Origin of the sequence: Halobacterium hubeiense, assembly GCF_001488575.1 — an archaeon.
In the GTDB taxonomy this organism is placed as follows: domain Archaea; phylum Halobacteriota; class Halobacteria; order Halobacteriales; family Halobacteriaceae; genus Halobacterium; species Halobacterium hubeiense.
The window spans coordinates 736,985-751,123 of record NZ_LN831302.1 but is presented as its reverse complement, the minus strand read 5'-3'; the positions used below and the strand labels follow the sequence as shown (position 1 = coordinate 751,123).

At 67.3% G+C, this 14,139-nt stretch carries 13 protein-coding genes and 1 tRNA gene; 10 read left to right on the top strand and 4 right to left on the bottom strand.

Going from position 1 to position 14,139, the window contains the following annotated elements; genetic code table 11:
• Positions 1-14: 14 nt before the first annotated feature.
• Both mre11 and rad50 read left to right on the top strand, forming a co-directional pair.
• Positions 15-1,181 (top strand): DNA double-strand break repair protein Mre11, encoded by a 1,167-nt coding sequence (gene mre11 / locus HHUB_RS03840; RefSeq protein ID WP_059056280.1) that lies wholly within the window; start codon positions 15-17, stop codon positions 1,179-1,181.
• The gene (rad50, locus tag HHUB_RS03835) at positions 1,178-3,841 is read left to right on the top strand and encodes a DNA double-strand break repair ATPase Rad50 (protein WP_059056279.1); all 2,664 of its coding nucleotides are present in this window, start codon (positions 1,178-1,180) and stop codon (positions 3,839-3,841) included. Before mre11 ends, rad50 begins: the two co-directional genes overlap by 4 nt.
• Here rad50 and HHUB_RS03830 read toward each other — a convergent pair.
• The 3 genes from HHUB_RS03830 to HHUB_RS03820 are packed head-to-tail and all read right to left on the bottom strand — an operon-like array spanning position 3,838 to position 4,888.
• The gene (locus HHUB_RS03830) at positions 3,838-4,263 is read right to left on the bottom strand and encodes a DUF7346 family protein (protein WP_059056278.1); all 426 of its coding nucleotides are present in this window, start codon (positions 4,261-4,263) and stop codon (positions 3,838-3,840) included. The two genes, rad50 and HHUB_RS03830, sit on opposite strands and share 4 nt — an antisense overlap.
• Before the next feature lie 40 nt (positions 4,264-4,303).
• Entirely contained in the window at positions 4,304-4,654 is a 351-nt protein-coding gene (locus tag HHUB_RS03825; RefSeq protein ID WP_059056277.1) for a DUF7322 domain-containing protein, read from the bottom strand.
• 39 nt (positions 4,655-4,693) lie between these two features.
• The gene (locus tag HHUB_RS03820; protein ID WP_179204581.1) at positions 4,694-4,888 is read right to left on the bottom strand and encodes a DUF7331 family protein; all 195 of its coding nucleotides are present in this window, start codon (positions 4,886-4,888) and stop codon (positions 4,694-4,696) included.
• Between the two features lie 104 nt (positions 4,889-4,992).
• Here HHUB_RS03820 and HHUB_RS03815 point away from each other — a divergent pair, with 104 nt between their 5' ends.
• On the top strand, positions 4,993-7,728 hold the full coding sequence (locus HHUB_RS03815) for a DNA-directed DNA polymerase (RefSeq protein ID WP_059056276.1): 2,736 nt from the start codon (positions 4,993-4,995) through the stop codon (positions 7,726-7,728).
• Between the two features lie 16 nt (positions 7,729-7,744).
• On the opposite strand, the gene HHUB_RS03810 is transcribed toward HHUB_RS03815, so the two are convergent.
• Entirely contained in the window at positions 7,745-8,488 is a 744-nt protein-coding gene (locus tag HHUB_RS03810; RefSeq protein ID WP_059056275.1) for an SDR family oxidoreductase, read from the bottom strand.
• 85 nt (positions 8,489-8,573) lie between these two features.
• On the opposite strand from HHUB_RS03810, the gene HHUB_RS03805 reads away from it, so the two are divergent.
• The 7 genes from HHUB_RS03805 (at position 8,574) to HHUB_RS03775 (ending at position 14,114) form a co-directional block, all read left to right on the top strand.
• Positions 8,574-9,167, top strand: a complete 594-nt coding sequence (locus tag HHUB_RS03805) for a DJ-1/PfpI family protein (protein WP_059056274.1) — start codon at positions 8,574-8,576, stop codon at positions 9,165-9,167.
• A 142-nt stretch (positions 9,168-9,309) separates the two neighbouring features.
• Positions 9,310-10,224 carry an ABC transporter ATP-binding protein gene (locus tag HHUB_RS03800; protein WP_059056273.1) on the top strand — a complete coding sequence of 305 codons (915 nt, stop codon included), beginning with the start codon at positions 9,310-9,312 and terminating at the stop codon, positions 10,222-10,224.
• Positions 10,225-10,233: 9 nt separating this feature from the next.
• Positions 10,234-11,664: a Fe-S cluster assembly protein SufB gene (sufB, locus tag HHUB_RS03795; RefSeq protein ID WP_059056272.1), complete on the top strand. Its 1,431-nt coding sequence runs from the start codon at positions 10,234-10,236 to the stop codon at positions 11,662-11,664.
• Between the two features lies 1 nt (position 11,665).
• Positions 11,666-12,889 carry a Fe-S cluster assembly protein SufD gene (sufD, locus tag HHUB_RS03790; RefSeq protein WP_059056271.1) on the top strand — a complete coding sequence of 408 codons (1,224 nt, stop codon included), beginning with the start codon at positions 11,666-11,668 and terminating at the stop codon, positions 12,887-12,889.
• 113 nt (positions 12,890-13,002) lie between these two features.
• A complete protein-coding gene (locus HHUB_RS03785) occupies positions 13,003-13,497 on the top strand; it encodes a rubrerythrin (protein WP_059056270.1) in 495 nt (164 codons plus the stop codon).
• Positions 13,498-13,534: 37 nt separating this feature from the next.
• A complete protein-coding gene (locus HHUB_RS03780) occupies positions 13,535-13,969 on the top strand; it encodes a metal-dependent transcriptional regulator (RefSeq protein ID WP_059056269.1) in 435 nt (144 codons plus the stop codon).
• A 72-nt stretch (positions 13,970-14,041) separates the two neighbouring features.
• A tRNA-Gln gene (locus HHUB_RS03775) sits at positions 14,042-14,114 on the top strand.
• Positions 14,115-14,139: the final 25 nt, after the last annotated feature.

Below are 14,139 nucleotides of genomic sequence, written 5' to 3'. Positions count from 1 at the left end.
ACATCCCCACAGTAATGGCTCGCGTCATCCACACGGGGGACACCCACCTCGGCTACCGCCAGTACCACTCCCCCGAGCGCCGGCAGGACTTCCTCGACGCCTTCGAGTCCGTCGTCGAGGACGCCGTCGCGGCGGACGTGGACGCCGTCGTCCACGCCGGCGACCTCTACCACGACCGCCGCCCCGGCCTCCGGGACATTCTGGGAACTATCGACGTGCTGCGGCCGCTCCGCGAGGCCGGCATCCCGTTCCTCGCCATCGTCGGCAACCACGAGGGCACGCGGGACGCCCAGTGGCTGGACCTCTTCGAGACGCTGGGGCTCGCCGAGCGCCTCGACGAGACGGGTCGCCGCGTCGGCGACACCACCTTCTACGGGCTCGACTACGTCCCCGAGTCCAAGCGCGCCGACCTCGACTACGAGTTCGAGGAGCCGGACGCCGAGCACACCGCGCTCGTCTCCCACGGCCTGTTCACGCCGTTCGCGCACGCCAACTGGGACCTCGACGCGGTGCTCGGCGAGTCGAACGTCGACTTCGACGCCGTCCTCCTCGGCGACAACCACGCCGCCCAGCAAGCGCAGGTCGGCGACACCTGGGTCACGTACTGCGGCTCGACGGAGCGCGCGAGCGCCAGCGAGCGCGACCCCCGCGGCTACAACCTCGTGGAGTTCGACGACGGCGACGTCGCCATCTCCCGGAAGGGCATCGAGACCCGCGACTTCGTGTTCGTGGACGTCGAACTCAGGCCGGAGGACGGTACCGAGTACGTCCGCGAGCGACTCCGCGAGCGCGACGTAGAGGACGCGGTGGTCGTCGTCACCGTGGAGGGTGACGGCGACACCGTGACGCCCGCGGACGTCGAGCGCTTCGGCGACGAGCGCGGCGCGCTGCTCACGCGCGTCAACGACCGCCGCGAGGTCGAAACCGACGAGGACGTCGAGGTGTCGTTCGCGGACCCCGACGAGGCCGTCCGCGAGCGCGTCCGCGAGATGGGGCTGAGCGAAGCGGGCCTCGACGTCGACGACACGGTCCGGGACCTCGACGTCGCGGACTCCAACGTCCGCGAGCGCGTGAAACAGCGCGTCGAGGACGTGCTCGACGACGAGCCCAGCGCCGGCGCCGACACAGACGACGAATCGGCCGAGCAAGCGCAGGCGACGACCATGGAGGACTTCTCGTGAGGTTCACGCGCGTCTCCCTGCGGAACTTCAAGTGCTACGAGGACGCGGACGTGCGCCTCGACCGCGGGGTCACGGTCATCCACGGGCTGAACGGCAGCGGGAAGTCCAGCCTGCTGGAGGCGTGTTTCTTCGCGCTGTACGGCGCGTCCGCGTTAGACAAGACGCTGGACGAAATCGTCACCATCGGCGCGGAGGAAGCCGAAATCGACCTCTGGTTCACGCACGCCGGCAACGACTACCACGTCCACCGCCGCGTGCGGAACACCGGCGAGCGCGCCTCGACGCCGGACTGCACGCTCGAAACGCCCTCTGGGAGCATCGACGGCGTCACCGACGTCGAGGACTACGTCGGCGACCTGCTGCGGATGGACGCGGAGGCGTTCGTGAACTGCGCGTACGTCCGGCAGGGCGAGGTGAACAAGCTCATCAACGCGTCGCCGAGCACCCGGCAGGACATGCTCGACGACCTCCTCCAACTCGGGAAGCTGGAGGACTACCGCCAGCGCGCCGGCGACGCGCGGCTCGGCGTGGAGGACGTCAAGAGCAACGTCGCGGGGAAGCTCGACCAGCTGGACGAGCAAATCGAGGCCAAAGAATCCGAGAATCCCCACGACACGCTGGCGAGCCTGCAGTCCGAACTCACGGACGTCACCGAGGAAATCGAGAACTTCGAGGACCAGCGCGAGACCGCACGCGAGACGCTCGAAGACGCCGAGAGCGTGCTGGAGGCCTACGAGGAGAAGCGCGCGGAACTCGCCGACGTGGAGGAGACGATTAGCGACGTCCGGGAGGCAATCGCGGAGACCGAGAGCGAGCGCGAGGAGCTCGCCGACGAAATCGCCGAGCACCGCGAGCGGGCCGACGACCTCGAAGCCGAGGCCGAGGAGCTGGTCGCGGAGACCGAACTGGACGAGGCCGACGCCGAGGCCGCGGAAGCGAAGCGCGAGGAACTCGCCGAAGAGCGCGAGGCCGTCACCGAGCGCGTCTCAGAGGTCGCGCCCGAGGTCTCGCAGTTCTCGACGGAGGCCGACAACGCCGCCGAGCGCGCCGACGACCTCGAAGAACGCGCTGCGGACCTCCGCGCGGAGGCCGACGAACTCGAGAGCGAGGCCGACGAACTCGACGCCGAGCGCGAGGAGGCCGTCGAGCGCATCGCGGAGCTGGACGAGGAAGTCGCCGAGGCGAAGGCGGCCTTCGAGGATGCACCCGTGGAGTTCGGGAACGCCGAGGCGCACCTCGAATCCCTGAACGCGGACCTCGACGACCTCCGGAAGCGCCGGGAGGGCGTGCGCGCGGACCTCCAGTCCGCGGAGGACCGCGTCGAGGAGGCCGAACAGCTACTGGACGCCGGGAAGTGCCCGGAGTGCGGCCAGCCTATCGAGGGGTCGCCGCACGTCGAGAGCGTCGAGGAGTACCGCGAGCGCGTCGCGGACCTCGAAGCCGAACTGGAGACCATCGAGGAGGACGTCGAGGACGTCACCGAGCGCATCGACCGCGCGGAGGGACTCGTGGAGCGCGAGCGCGAGGTCGCGGACCTCCAGCGCAACCGCGAGCTGGCGGTCGAGCGCCGCGACGACCGCGCGGACGCCGCGAGCGAAGCGCGCGCGGACGCCGAAGCGAAGCGCGAGCAGGCCGACGACCTCGAAGCCGAGGCCGAGGGCGCCCGCGAGGAAGCCGAGGAAAAGCGCGAGCAGGCCGAGGACAAACGCGAGGCGCTCGCGGAGTTGAACGCCGAGCAGTCGTCGCTCAAGGAGCGCGTCGAGCGGCTGGCGGACCTCGTGGACGTGCTGGCGGAGGCCGCCGACCACCGCGAGACCGCCGACCAGCTCGCGGAGAAGCGCGCGAGCCTTGACGACCGCAACGACGAGCGCCGCGACCGCCTGAGCGACCTCCGCGAGCGCAAGCAGTCGCTGGAAGCCGACTTCGACGAGGACCGCATCGAGGCCGCCAAGGAAGACAAGGAGCGCGCCGAGGACTACCTCGAACAGGTCGAACCCAAGCTCGAAGACCTCCGCGAGCGCCGCGACGAGCTACAGGGGCAGATTGGCGCGGCGGAGAACGCTATCGAGGAACTGGAGGCCCTGCGCGAGCAGCGCGAGACGGTGGCCGCGCGCCTCGACGAGCTACAGGAGATTCACGACGAGGTCGCCGAGCTGGAGGCGACGTACGGAGACCTGCGCGCGGAGCTGCGCCAGCAGAACGTCGCGAAACTGGAGCGCCTGCTGAACGAGACGTTCGAACTGGTCTACCAGAACGACTCGTACGCCCGCATCGAGCTCTCCGGGGACTACGAGCTCACCGTCTACCAGAAGGACGGCGAGCCGCTGGAACCCGAGCAGCTCTCCGGGGGCGAGCGCGCGCTGTTCAACCTCAGCCTGCGGTGTGCCATCTACCGCCTACTCGCGGAGGGCATCGACGGCGAGGCGCCGCTCCCGCCGCTCATCCTCGACGAGCCCACCGTCTTCCTCGACTCGGGGCACGTCTCCCAGCTCGTCGAACTGGTCGAGCAGATGCGCCGGATGGGCGTCGAGCAAATCGTCGTGGTGAGCCACGACGACGAACTCGTGGACGCCGCCGACGACGTGGTTCGCGTGGAGAAGGACGCGACAACAAATCGCTCCCGCGTGGTGCGGGACGCCGAGGAAGTGCTGGCGGACTAGTTCTGTCGGAGCGCGTCGATGCCGTCTTTTCCGGTCTCGGTGAGCCGGTAGCCGCGCTCGCCGTTCACCGTGGCCTCTTCGACGAGACCCGCGGCGCGGAGTTCGGTGACGCCGCCGAGCAGGTCGCTCTCGCAGGTGTCGTACGCGCCGAGCATCTCGCGGGCGGCCAGCGGGCCGCGCTCGGAGAGGTCGACGAGCAGGCCGAGGTGCCAGTCGTCATGGCAGGCGGTGACGACGCGGCGCGCGGGCTCGGGGACGGCGGACGCGAGCGCGTCCAGCGGCGCCTCGCCGTCCGCGGGTTCGAGGTCGTCGTTGGGGACGTGACGCTCGTCGCCGGTCTCGGGGTCGCGGACGAGGCTGCTGTCGCTGCTCTGCTTGAGGAGGAGGTAGCGGTGGCCGTCGTCGTCGCGGACCGTGCGCATGACCGGGAGAAAGGCGCGTGTGGCGTTAGGCCTTCCGGGCTCAGTCGTCGTCGGCGTCGCCGGCCACGCCCTCGTTCGTGTAGCGGCGGTAGCGGCGGTAGCCGGCGGTGAACAGCGCGAGCCCGAGGACGACCGCGAGGCCGCCGTCGCGCACGCGACCACGGAACACCACGAACAGGAGGCCGATGCTGACCGCGAACAGCGCGATGTTGAACGTGGCGACGAGCGTCCAGAACTTCCGGCGGAGCCCGGCGGGCGCGTCGGAGGCGTCCGGAACCTCGGGTGCGTCGACGGACGGGACATCGACCTCGGGGGCGAGGTCCTGCTCGGCGTCGGTGGGTTCCTCGTCGAGGAAGTCGTGGTCGCCGTCCGCCTCGTCTTCGTCGAACACGCTCACAGAAGGGCGGCGTCGGTGGAAAAGCGTTGCCTATCAGAGCACGTCGCCCAGCGACACGGCGTTCGTCGCCTTGAGCCACGCGAGCGGATTGTCGGCGTCGTAGAACACGACGCCGTCCTCTGTGTCGTAGGACTCGACTGTGTCTCGGGCGTCGTCGCCCTCGGGCAGCTGTGGGACGTCGTTGTAGCGGTGCGTGTCGCCCGCTGCGTGGTCAGTCACGTCTGTCACCTCGACCTGTGGTAAGAAGTAGCATACCATAAGCCTTCTCCCGGCGACCGATTTCGCCGGTCGGAAGGGCGAGTTTTTAGGCGACAGGACCGAACGATGAGGTAATGGAAGACACGGACCTCTCCGAGTTCATGCACGAGGGGGGCGACGCCGGCGAGGACGCCCCGGAGGGCGTCCCCGACGACACGGTCCGCGCGGAAGCGGAAGTCGTCGCGGGGGACGGCGACCCCGTCGTGGACGAGATCGTCTCCGCGGAGGCCGAGGCGCTCCCGGACGCCGACGGCGACGTCGAACTGATGGTCACGCAAGTCGATTACACCGTCGAGGGCGACGGCGACCGCGAGCGCCCCGTCGTCCACGTGTTCGGCCGCACCGCCGACAACACCGCCGAGCACGTCCGCGTCCACGGGTTCCGGCCGTACTTCTACGCGCCCACGGACAGCATCGACGAGGACGACCTCGCGCAGGACGTCATCACGGGCTCCGAGGAGACCGACGAGCACGGCGACCCCTACGAGTCCATCCGCGGCGAGAAGCTCACGAAGATTTTCGGCCGGACCCCCCGGGACGTCGGGAACGTCCGGGACCGCTTCGACCACTACGAGGCGGACATCCTCTTCCCGAACCGCCTGCTCATCGACAAGGACATCACCAGCGGCCTGCGCGTGCCCGAGCGGCGCGCCGACGACGGCGCCGTCTACGTCCACCACGACGAAATCGAGACCTGCGAGGTGGACGCCGACGTGCGCGTCAACACCTTCGACATCGAGGTCGACGACCGCTCGGGCTTCCCCGAGGACGGCGAGGAGCCAATCGTCTGCCTGACGAGCCACGACTCCTACCGGGACGAGTACGTCGCGTGGCTCTACGAGGCGCCCGAGGCGACCGCGCCCTCCCCGGAGGCGCTCGCCGACCACGACCTGATGGACGACGGCGCGGACCTCGAAGTCCGGGCGTTCGACAGCGAGGAGGCGATGCACGAGGCGTTCCTCGACTACATCGAGAAGACGGACCCGGACGTGCTCACGGGCTGGAACTTCGACGACTTCGACGCCCCCTACTACGTCGACCGGCTGGACGAACTCGGCTCGTACGGCGAGCACGACATCGACTCGGACAGGCTCTCGCGGGTCGGCGAGGTGTGGACGTCGGGCTGGGGCGGCCCGAACATCAAGGGCCGCGTCGTCTTCGACCTGCTGTACGGCTACCAGCGGATGCAGCGCTCGGAGCTGGACTCCTACCGGCTGGACGCGGTCGGCGAGAAGGAACTCGACGCCGGGAAGGAACGCTACACCGGCGACATCGGCGACCTCTGGGAGGACGACCCCGAGCGCCTGCTGGAGTACAACGTCAGGGACGTGGAGCTCTGCGTGGAAATCGACCGCAAGCAGAACATCGTCCCGTTCTGGAAGGAGGTCGCGGAGTTCGTCGGCTGCAAACTGGAGGACGCCACGACGCCCGGGGACGCGGTGGACTTGTACATCCTGCACAAGGCGTACGGCCGGTTCGTGCTGCCGTCGAAGGGCCAACAGGAGTCCGAGGACTACGAGGGCGGCGCCGTCTTCGACCCGATTACGGGCGTCCGCGAGAACGTCACCGTGCTCGACCTGAAGAGCCTCTACCCGATGTGCATGGTGACGACGAACGCGTCACCCGAGACGAAGGTCGACCCCGAGAGCTACGACGGGGAGACGTACCGCGCGCCCAACGGGACGCACTTCCGGAAGGAGCCGGACGGCATCATCCGCGAAATCATCGACGAGACGCTCGCGGAGCGCGAGCAGAAGAAGGCCGCGCGCAACGAACACGACCCCGACTCGGAGGCCTACGACCGCTACGACCGCCAGCAGGCCGCAGTGAAGGTCATCATGAACAGCCTCTACGGCGTGCTGGGCTGGGAGCGGTTCCGCCTCTACGACAAGGAGATGGGCGCGGCGGTCACCGCGACGGGCCGCGAGGTCATCTCGTTCACGGAGGAGGCCGCCAACGAGGTCGGGCACGAGGTCGCGTACGGCGACACCGACTCCGTGATGCTGGAACTCGGGCCGGACCTCTCGAAGGAGGAAGCCATCGAGGAGTCGTTCGACATCGAGGACCACATCAACGACGCCTACGACGAGTTCGCCAGCGAACAGCTCAACGCCGACGAGCACCGCTTCCAGATAGAGTTCGAGAAGCTCTACCGGCGGTTCTTCCAGGCGGGCAAGAAGAAGCGCTACGCCGGCCACATCGTCTGGAAGGAGGGCAAGGACGTCGACGACATCGACATCACGGGCTTCGAGTACCAGCGCTCGGACATCGCGCCCATCACCAAGCGCGTGCAGAAGCGCGTCATCGAGCTCATCGTCAAGGAGGGCGACGTCGACGCCGTCGAGGAGTACGTCCACGACGTCATCGAGGAGTACCAGGACGGGGACGTGGACCTCGACGACATCGGCATCCCGGGCGGCATCGGCAAGCGGTTGGACAACTACGACACGGACACCGCACAGGTCCGGGGCGCAAAGTACGCGAACCTCCTGCTCGGCACGAACTTCCAGCGCGGCTCGAAACCCAAGCGCGTCTACCTCCAGAAGGTCCACCCCGACTTCTTCCGCGAACTGGAGGCGGAGAACCCGGACCTGCGGGACGACCCGCTGTACGTGGAGTTCAAGACCGACCACGACGTCATCTGCTACGAGTACGCCGACCAGATTCCCGAGACGTTCGAGATCGACTACGACGTGATGCTGGAGAAGACGCTGAAGGGGCCAATCGAGCGCATCCTCGAAGCGCTGGACATCTCTTGGGACGAGGTCAAGAGCGGGCAAACCCAGACCGGGCTCGGGAACTTCATGTGAGCGGCGGGCGGCCGCGTCAGATGTGGCCGAACTTGTCGCGGCGGTAGACGTCGATTTCGCTGGTCGTCGTCGGGGGCTCCTGCCGCGCGGCGAACGCGATGGCTTCCGCGATTTCTACTGGTTCTGTGACCTCGTCGGGCTCGAACACTTCCTCGAAGGCGTCGCCGTCCTCGCTGCCGAACTCCGTGCGGACCTCCGTGGGGTTGACGACGGTGACGGCGACGCCGTCGTCGCCGTAGGCGGCTTCGACGCTGTGCGCGAACCCGCGCAGCCACCACTTCGTCGCGGCGTAGACGGGGTTCGACGGCCGCGGGTACTGGCCGGCGAAGCTCCCGACGAAGACGAGGTTGCCGTCGGCCTCGCGGAGGTGCGGGAGCGCGGCGCGCGTCGCGAAGAACGCGCCGTCGCAGTTGACGTCCATCATCTGCCGGTACGCCGCCGTTTCGAGGCTCTCGACGTCACCACTGCGGCCGAGGCCGGCGTTGTTCACGAGCACGTCGACGCCGCCGTACGCCTCGACGGTGGCGTCGACGAGCGACTCGACTTCGGCCTCCACGGTGACGTCCGTCGGCACGACGTGGGTGTCGGCGTCGTACTCGGCCGCGAGGTCGTCCGCGATGGTTTCGAGGCGTTCGCGGCGTCGCGCGGCGAGCACGACCGTCGCACCCTCGCGGGCGAAGACGTGTGCGGTGGCTTCGCCGATGCCGCTGCTCGCGCCCGTGACGATGGCGACGTCGCCGTCGAGTCCTGCTGAGACCATGTGCGGCGCGTGTGGCGCGAGCGGCTTGATAGTTCGCCCAGCGAACAGTTATGTTCGGGGAGCACCAACAGAATACCGGGAGACAATGACAGGCAAGAACCTACTGATGGTGGTCGGCGACTTCGGCGAAGACCTCGAAATCGTGGTCCCGTTCCAGGCGCTGCAGGCGGTCGGCCACGAGGTTGACGCCGTCTGCCCCGAGAAGGAAGCCGGCGAGAAGGTGAAGACCGCGATTCACGACTTCCGCGGCGACCAGACGTACCTCGAAGAGCGCGGGCACGACTTCGAACTGACCGCGACCCTCGCGGAGGTCGACCCCGCGGACTACGACGGCCTCGTGGTGCCGGGCGGCCGCGCGCCGGAGTACCTCCGGACGTACGACGAGGTCATCGAGACGGTCCAGCACTTCTTCGAGGCGGACAAGCCCGTCGCGACGCTCTGCCACGGCCCGCAGATTCTCGCGGCGGCGGGCGTGCTGGACGGCTACGAGATGACGTCGTACCCGGCGGTGCGCGCGGAGTGCGAGCGCGCCGGCTGCACGTGGGTCGACGAGGTGACGACGGACGGGAACCTCGTGACCGCGCAGGCGTGGCCGGACCACCCAGAGTGGATTTCCCAGTTCCTCGACCTGCTCGGGACGGAAGTCCAACACGGCGAGGGGGTTCCCGCCGGCGACTGACCGCCGGGGGCGCCCGCACGTCCGCAGAAACTCGCTTTAGGTTTTCCCAATCGGAAACAGTTTTTTCGCAAACGCGAACCGGAACCCGTGAAATCCGTAACCGTTATGCGTCCCACGCCCCTCCGTACAGACGACTGAGGCAATGGCTACGCTCGAACTCAAAAACGTACACGCGAAAGTCGCAGAAGAAGGCGGAGAGCAGATTCTCGAAGGCGTCGACCTCGAGATTCCCTCGGGCGAGATTCACGCCCTGATGGGCCCGAACGGGTCGGGCAAGTCGACCACTTCGAAGATCATCGCCGGCCACCCGGCCTACGACGTCACCGAGGGTGAAGTCCTCCTCCACCTCGAGGAGGGTGACTTCGACGACGTCGCCGAGCTGCCGGAGGACGCGCGGACGTGGAACCTCCTCGAACTGGAGCCGAACGAGCGCGCCGCGCTCGGCATCTACCTCGGCTTCCAGTACCCCGCGGAAATCGAGGGTGTCACGCTCGTGAACTTCCTCCGCACCGCGCTCAACGCGAAGCTCGAAGAGCGCGACGAACTCCTCTTCGGCGAGGACGAGGACGCCGAGGAAGATGACGAGGACGCGGGCTACGAGACCTCCCCGATGGAGGGGCCCGCCGACGAGGGCGAAGTCGGCGTCGCCGAGTTCCAGGAGCTCCTCTCCGAGAAGATGGAGGCGCTGGACATGGACGAGTCGTTCGCGACGCGCTACCTCAACGCCGGCTTCTCCGGCGGCGAGAAGAAGCAGAACGAGGTCCTCCAGGCCGCCATCCTCGAACCGTCGATCGCCGTGCTCGACGAGATCGACTCCGGCCTCGACATCGACCGCCTGCAGGACGTCGCGAAGGGCATCAACGCGCTGCGCGACGAACAGGACACGGGTATCCTCCAGATCACCCACTACCAGCGCATCCTCGACTACGTCGAACCCGACCGCGTCCACATCATGCTCGACGGCGAAGTCGTCATGGAAGGGGACGCCGAGCTCGCCGAACAGCTCGAAGACAAGGGGTACGACTGGGTGCGCGAGCAGGTCTACGAGACCGCATAACACAACATCATGAGTTCAGACCAAGACCACCTCGAAGAAACCGACACCGAGGCCCGATTCGAATTCAAGAAGGAGGAGAAGTCCGCCTTCAAGTCCGAGAAGGGTCTCACTGAGGAGACCATTCGGCTCATCTCCGAAGACAAAGACGAGCCCGAGTGGATGCTCGACCGGCGCCTGCGCGCCCTCGAGCAGTACAAGAAGATGCCGATGCCGACGGACTGGCCGGGTCAGCCGGACCTCTCCGAACTCGACGTCGAGGAGATCGTCCCCTACATCCGCCCCGACGTGGACAAGCGCTCGGGCGCGGACAACTGGGAGGACCTCCCGGACGACATCCAGGACACGTTCGAACAGCTGGGCATCCCCGAGGCCGAGCGCGAGGCGCTCTCCGGCGTCGGCGCCCAGTACGAGTCCGAGGTCGTCTATCAGAACATGCAGGAGCGCTGGGAGGAGAAGGGCGTCGTCTTCTGCAACATGGACGAGGCCGTGCAGGAGTACCCCGAACTGGTCAAAGAGCACTTCATGACGAAGTGCGTGCCGGCCAGCGACAACAAGTTCGCGGCGCTCCACGGCGCGGTGTGGTCCGGCGGGAGCTTCGTGCACATCCCCGAGGACGTGACCGTGAATATGCCCGTGCAGGCGTACTTCCGGATGAACTCCGAGGGCATGGGCCAGTTCGAGCACACGCTCATCATCGCCGAGGAGGGTTCGGAGGTCCACTACATCGAGGGCTGTTCGGCGCCGAAGTACGGCAGCCACAACCTCCACTCCGGCGGCGTCGAAGTCTTCGTGAAAGAGGACGCTCACGTGCAGTACTCGACCGTGCAGAACTGGTCGAAGAACACGTTCAACCTCAACACGAAGCGCGCCATCGTCGAGGAGAACGGCACCATGGAGTGGGTCTCCGGTTCCATGGGGTCGAAGGCGACGATGCTGTACCCCTCCTCGATTCTGAAGGGCCGCGGCGCGACCGACAACCACATCACCATCGCGTTCGCGGGCGAGGGCCAGGACATCGACACCGGCGCGAAGGTCTACCACAACGCGCCCGACACGAAGTCCACCATCGAGTCCAAGTCCATCGCGAAAGACGGCGGCCGCACGAACTACCGCGGCCTCGTCCACATCGCCGACGGCGCCGAGAACTCCTCGACGTCCGTCGAGTGCGACGCGCTGATGTTCGACAACGAGTCCACCAGCGACACAATGCCGTACATGGAGATCAACGAGTCGAAGGTGGACGTCGCCCACGAGGCGACCGTCGGCAAGATCGGCGACGAGGACGTCTTCTACCTCCAGTCGCGCGGCCTCGACGACGACGACGCCAAGCAGATGATCGTCGCGGGCTTCATCGAGCCCATCACGGAGGAACTGCCCATCGAGTACGCGGTCGAGCTCAACCGCCTCATCGAACTCGAGATGGAGGGGAGCCTCGGATAACATGAGCGCGCAACTGCACCAGGACATCAGCGAAGAGACCGTACGGCAGCTCGCCGACGAGCGCGACGAGCCCGAGTGGCTGCTCCAGACGCGACTGGACGCCCTCGACGCGCTCGACGACCTCGACTACCCGAACGTCATCGAGACGCCGGGCCGCAAGTGGACGGACCTCGAGGACCTCGACTTCGAGGCGCTGGTCGACCCGCTCGGACAGACCGAGCAGAAAGACCAGGTCGGCCCCGAGGACGTCGAAGTGGCGTCCTTCCACGAGGCCCTGCAGGACGACGACCTCGCCGAACTCGTCGAGGAGCACTTCGGCAGCATCGTCGACCCCCAGCAGAACCGCCTGACCGCGCTCTCGACGGCGCTGTTCACGACCGGCACGGTCGTCTACGTGCCCGCGGGCGTCGACGCCGAGGACGTGACGATTCGGACGTCGATGACCTCCCGGTCGCTGTTCAACTACACGCTCGTCGTCACCGAGGACAACGCCTCCGTGACGATTCTGGAGCGCCAGGACACCGCCGAGGACGCCGCCGAGGTCGAGGACGGCCGCTACTACTCGGGCGTCGTCGAACTCGACGCGGGCGAGAACTCCTACGTCCAGTACGGGAGCCTGCAGGACTTCGACGAGGACACGTACAACTACACCGTCAAGCGCGCTGACGCGACCACCTACAGCACGGTCGACTGGATCGAGGGCAACCTCGGCAGCCGCCTGACGAAGACCAGCGTCTCCACGGAGCTCAACGGCGACTCCAGCGAGACGAAGATCGTCGGCGCGTTCTTCGGCCACGACGGCCAGCACTTCGACCTCGACTCGAAGGTCTGGCACCGCGCCGAACACACGACCGCCGACCTCGTGACGCGCGGCGTCATCGACGACGACGCGCGCTCGGTGTACGAGGGCGTCCAGGACGTCGGGAAGGACGCCTGGGACACGTCCAGCTACCAGCGCGAGAACACGCTGATGCTGAGCGACGAGAGCGAGGCCGACGCCTCCCCGAAGCTCATCATCAACAACCACGACACCGAGGCCAGCCACTCCGCGACCGTCGGCCAGGTCGACGAGGAGACGCTGTTCTACATGGAGAACCGCGGCGTCCCCGAGCAGCTCGCCACGGACATGCTCGTGGAGGGCTTCTTCGTGCCGGTGCTCGAAGAGGTCGAAGTCGAGGAGCTCCGCGAGGACCTCCAGACGCGCATCCACGAGCGCCTGCAGTAGGCGCTCGCTCCGAGGACGGCACCGACGCGCCGTCGTCGGAGGGAACGGTTTAAGTCCGCTTCTCTCTCAGTTACGAGTAGTATGACCGGAGTACCGCCGTCGAGGTGTGTGCCGTGAGCACGGTCGCGGCCCGCGTCGACTCCGACGACCAGCTCGCGCGCCTCCTCCAGATCGGCATCGTCCTCGAGGAAGTCGTGGAGGCGCGCGCGCACCGCCACTACCAGTCGCTGCCCGCCGCGGAGCGCGACGAAGCCATCGAGGCGCTGCTCTCGGAAGCCAGCGAGGAGTCCGCGGAACACCGCCGCCGGCTCGAATCGCTCGTCGAGGCCCTCGACGCCGACAGCATCCCCTTCGAGGACGTCAAGGAGCTCGTCGCGGGGAGCTACGGGCAGACCGGCCCGGAGGACTTCGACGGCGTGCTCTACGACCAGCTCCACGGCGAGGAGACCGCGTACAAGTTCTACGACGACCTCATCGACGCCGTCGAGGCCAGCGAGGCGTCGTTCAGCGTCGACCGCGAGTCGGTCTTGGAGACGCTCCGGGAGATTCGCCACGCCGAAGCGGAGGGCGTCGAAGAAGTCGCGAAACTGATGGAGGCCCGCGCATGAGCACGAACGAACCCACTCAACGCCGGAGGTGTGTCGCGTGAACACTGCCGACCAGTACCTGAAGACCATCTTCCTCGTCGAACAGCTCGAGGACGGCCCCGCGGCGACCGGCGAACTCGCCGACCGCCTCGGCGTCAGCCCCGCGAGCGTCAACGAGATGGTCGGGAAGCTCGAGGACCGCGGACTCGTCACCCACGAGAAGTACAAGGGCGCGTCCGTCACCGACGACGGCGAAGCCCGCGCCCGCGAGGCGCTGCAGACGTACTGCATCCTCGAGCGCTTCCTCGCGAACGTCCTCGACGTCGACGACTTCCGCGCGGAAGCCCGCCAGCTGGAACCGGTCATCGACGAGACGGTCGCCGACCGCCTCGACATGATTATCGACCGCGAGCCGCAGTGTCCGGAGTGCTTCGACGCCGACGCCGACGCGTGCGGCCTGCTCGTCGAGGAAGGCATCGAAGCTGACGACTGAGGCGGCGCGGGGACTCCTCCACAGCCCGCGAAAAGCAATCTTATTGTGTTCCCGCCGGCTACCGTCGGTTGCAGTCCCGTGGTGTAGTGGCCAATCATATGGGCCTTTGGAGCCCATGACGGCGGTTCGAATCCGCCCGGGACTACTGTCAAATTTCTTACACTTTTGCG